The organism is Fodinibius sp. (genome assembly GCF_041642155.1).
In the GTDB taxonomy this organism is placed as follows: Bacteria; Bacteroidota; Rhodothermia; order Balneolales; family Balneolaceae; genus Fodinibius.
On sequence record NZ_JBEPWZ010000261.1, the window covers coordinates 1 to 4275 of the forward strand.

Sequence of the window (4275 nt, forward strand, 5' to 3'; positions counted from 1 at the left end):
AAAAAAAAGATTGACATATAAATATAACATACTATTGTTGTGTTCATGAATAGCTCCATTTTTTCACAATCTGTTCTCGGTCACGCTGCCGGACGGGCTCAAAGAGCGTGCCTGTTCTTGCTGCTTGTTATGGTCGTTCTTGGCTTCGGATGTTCATCCCCACGGCCCATAACAAGCGGAGGGGGAGCCGATGAGCCGGAAAAGCACGCTGACCCCCCGGCGCCGGAAGAACCTGAAATCCCCCCGCACCGCCCGCCTGCGATGGCAGAGCCTGTAAGTCCCCACCTGACCTATTCAATCAAAACACCGTATGCGGATATTCCCGGTACGCCCCGTGAATTTCGGGGCGCGTGGATTGCTACCGTCGATAATATTGACTGGCCTTCCGAGCCCGGACTCCCCGTTGAACAGCAAAAAAAGGAACTCACAGCCATGATGGACCGGGCGAAATCGTTACGTTTGAATGCGATTATCCTGCAGGTGCGTCCCGCTGCCGACGCCTTCTATCATTCCCCTTTTGAGCCCTGGTCGGTGTACCTTACCGGGCAGCAGGGTAAAACTCCCGAGCCATTTTACGATCCGCTGCAATTTGCAGTTAGGGAGGCACACCGTCGCGGGTTGGAAATTCATGCCTGGTTTAACCCTTTTCGGGCGTTTCATCCTTCCGCTGAGGGTGAGGGAGGGCTGGCCCCGGATCATATTAAAAACCTGCATCCCGAGATGGTGGTCCGCTATGGCAGTTACTTCTGGCTTGATCCCGGGCAGGAGAGAGTTCAGCAGTATTCTATCAATATTATTACCGATGTCGTTCGGCGATATGATATTGACGGCGTGCACCTGGACGATTATTTTTATCCCTACCCTCTGCGTAAAAGCAATGGAGAGCATCTCACCTTTCCGGATGCGAGGTCCTACGGGCAGCAGGCACAGCGGAAGAGGATAGAGGACCGCAGTGAGTGGCGCCGGCAGAATGTCAATAAGTTTATCCAGCGGCTAAACACGGAAATCAAGCTCATTGATCCGCACGTCCGCTTCGGAATTTCTCCTTTTGGAATTTGGCGGCCCGGCTATCCCCGGCAGATTAAGGGGTTTGACGCCTTTAACAGGATTTATGCCGATGCCCGCAAGTGGCTGCAGGAGGGATGGGTCGATTATCTCGCTCCACAGCTGTATTGGCCCGTTGAACAGCAGTCGCAGAGCTTTCCGGTCTTGCTGGAATGGTGGCACCAGCAAAATGAGAAGCAGCGTCATCTCTGGCCGGGTATTTACACGAGTAAACTGAACGCACGAGCTGATGCGTGGACGGAACAGGAAATTGAACGACAGATTGAAATTACAAAACGTCACCGCGGAGCGACCGGCAGCATCCACTTTAGCATGAAGTCTCTTATGGAGAATACGGACGGTATGGACCCACTCTCAGGATTGTATGCGGAGGAAGCGCTGGTGCCTGCTACGCCCTGGCTGAGTGATACCCCGCCGCCGCGGCCCGCTGCCGAAGTGCTGGATATGAGCGACCGTTATGTTGTAAAGGTAAAACCAAGGAGGGGGAGGAAAAAAGAAGCGGATACGGACCCCAGGCTCTGGGTCGTGAAGCAGCGATATGGAGACCACTGGGAGACCAGCATCCACCCGGGATGGAAAGAACGGATTACACTGCCGCCGGAAAATGGACACGGGCCCTTTACCGGTGCAGCGATCTCTTTGGTCGATGAGCTCGGCAATGAAAGTGAACCCTATTTAGTCAGAGAAGTAACAATTGTCACCGAGTGACCTGATATCTGAAAAAGGGCACTCGTAATCCGTCCATAATTATGACCAGGCGCGGCCTACTTCGGAATAGGGCATGCAGGCGTTGTAATGACCGGGGACAATATTGGAGTTGAGTTCTTCCGATGCTCCGATTTCGGACGTATAATAGCCCACTACCGTGAACTCCTTCATCATAGAGAAGAACGGCTTCAGGTTTGAATCGGGTTTCGGGTTATCCTGTGCTTCCCGTTCCAGTTCTTCCATGAGAGTGATCTGGTCCGCTTCCCCGAGATCAACGAAATTGCTGTCAAACTGGTCGTTGCTCAGTTCATCCACTTTGCCAAGTCCCTCAAGGAAATGGTCTTTCTCCTCTTCCGTGTTCCAGTTTGTAAGCATATGGTCGATATATTGGTTTACCCTGGCCGCTTTGGCGCCGGGGGTATCGGTGGCCGGTATAATGCGCTCCGAAAGCTGGATCACCAATTCATGCTGGGCATCGGATAATGTTTGAGGGGTGAAGCTGCCGCCGCCCCCGTTTTCAGCCGTACAGCCTCCCATAATCCCGGCTACGGTTGACAGAGAAAGAGCTCCTCCACTCAAAAAGGCGAGTTGTTTTATGGCTTCGCGTCTGTCCATAGTGTTTTAATCTTGGATCTTGAGTTGTAAATCACGAGCTTTGAGGTCCTGGCTCAACACAGGACGGTAATTGTGATTATAGGTTTCTTTTATTCAGTTCATTAACCGCATAGTCAACCGCGCGGGCTGTTAACGCCATATAGGTGAGAGAGGGATTCTGGCAGGCGGCTGACGTCATACAGGCGCCGTCCGTAACAAAAAGGTTCGGCACGTCGTGTGTCTGGTTATGCCCGTTCAAAACCGATGTGCTGGGATCGCGTCCCATCCGTGCCGTTCCCATTTCGTGGATGCCTTCTCCCACCAGGTATTCTCCAAAATAGGGGCTGACCTCTTTTCCACCGGCCGCTTCCAGCATCTCTACGGCAGTTTCAGCCATATCTTCCCGCATGTTTTCTTCATTTTCCCTGATAGACGCGTGAATTTCAAGTTGTGGAATGCCCCATTCATTTTCTTTATCGGTACTTAATTTGACGTGGTTGTCTTCGTAGGGCAGTATTTCCCCGAAAGCCGTCATGCCGAAACTCCAGGGGCCCGGATCTCTGAGCTTTTGCTTAAACTCTTTGCCGAATCCCTCCATGCCGCTTCCGCGTCCCCAGCTGGGCCGCGAAGCACGTCCCTGGAAACCGTAGCCGCGGACAAAATCTTCCTGTTTGGTCTGCTCGTTGATATTTCGAAATCGGGGAATATAGATGCCGTTGGGCCGGTTGCCGTGATAATAGCGATCTTCATATCCTTCAAACCTACCGGAGGCCCCCACACGGAAATGATGGTCCATCAGGTAGTGTCCCAACACCCCGCTCGAGTTGGCGATGCCGTTCGGAAAGGCATCGGATGTTGAGTTGAGCATGATCTGGGTACTCCCGAGGGTAGAGGCATTCAGAAAAATCACCCTGGCATAAAACTCTTTGGATTCATTGGTAAGGCGGTCAACAACGCGAACGCCCCTGGCGCGGTTGGTTTCCTTGTCATAGATAACGCTGTGGACAATGCTGTTGGGACGGAGCGTAAGATTACCGGTGTTACGTGCCGCGGGCAGGGTACTGCTCTGGCTGGAAAAGTAAGCGCCGACACTGCACCCCCGAGAACAGGGCCCGCAATAGTGACAGGCACCGCGTCCCTTGTGAGGCTCAGTCAGCACGGCACACCGGCCAATCGTCAAATGCCGGTACTCAAAATTATTTTCAATTTTTTCCCTGACATCTTTTTCAACGCAGTTAAGATCCATCGCCGGCAAAAAGATACTGTCCGGCAGGTGATCCAGTCCCTCTTCCTGTCCGCTAATGCCAACAAACTCTTCCACATATTCGTACCAGGGCTCAATGTCTTCATAGCGGATGGGCCAGTCCACGCCGATCCCCTCCCGCGCATTGGCTTCGAAATCGAGATCACTCCACCGGTAGGTTTGACGTCCCCACGTCAATGAACGTCCCCCTACCTGGTAGCCCCGAACCCATAAGAATGGATTCTCCTCATCGGTCTGGTAGGGATGCTTCTTATCGTTTACAAAAAAGTGGTAATTATATTCATTAATGACATCCGACCGGAGCTGCATGGGATACTCTTCTTCAAAAAGCTTCCGGTTCCCCTGTCCCCTGAACTCGGCTTCCCAGGGAGGCATGTGCTCGGTTTTGTAGTCTTCACCGTGTTTTACGTCACGGCCACGTTCCAGCACTAACGTTTTGAGTCCTTTTTCGGTCAGCTCTTTTGCAGCCCACCCCCCCGAGATACCGGAACCCACGACAATGGCATCATATTCTTCCGGAGGGTTTGAAATATTATATTCCTTTTTTTCCATGATCCTTTGTTAAATTACATATCTTGCAATGCTAACATAGATGAGTGAAAGGATATATGCAAGAAATTTGCATGTCTTTTATCTGCTATTTG

The 4275-nt window shown here is 51.9% G+C and carries 3 protein-coding genes; 1 reads left to right on the top strand and 2 read right to left on the bottom strand.

Going from position 1 to position 4275, the window contains the following annotated elements:
• Window positions 1–45 precede the first annotated feature (45 nt).
• On the top strand, window positions 46–1773 hold the full coding sequence (locus ACESLU_RS12250) for a glycoside hydrolase family 10 protein (RefSeq protein WP_372638932.1): 1728 nt from the start codon (window positions 46–48) through the stop codon (window positions 1771–1773).
• Between the two features lie 39 nt (window positions 1774–1812).
• Here the strand turns inward: ACESLU_RS12250 and ACESLU_RS12255 are convergent, their stop codons facing one another.
• Together ACESLU_RS12255 and ACESLU_RS12260 are read right to left on the bottom strand one after the other, a co-directional pair.
• Complete coding sequence (locus ACESLU_RS12255; RefSeq protein ID WP_372638933.1) at window positions 1813–2388, bottom strand: gluconate 2-dehydrogenase subunit 3 family protein; 576 nt, start codon at window positions 2386–2388, stop codon at window positions 1813–1815.
• Between the two features lie 76 nt (window positions 2389–2464).
• Window positions 2465–4183, bottom strand: a complete 1719-nt coding sequence (locus ACESLU_RS12260; RefSeq protein ID WP_372638934.1) for a GMC oxidoreductase — start codon at window positions 4181–4183, stop codon at window positions 2465–2467.
• Window positions 4184–4275 lie beyond the last annotated feature (92 nt).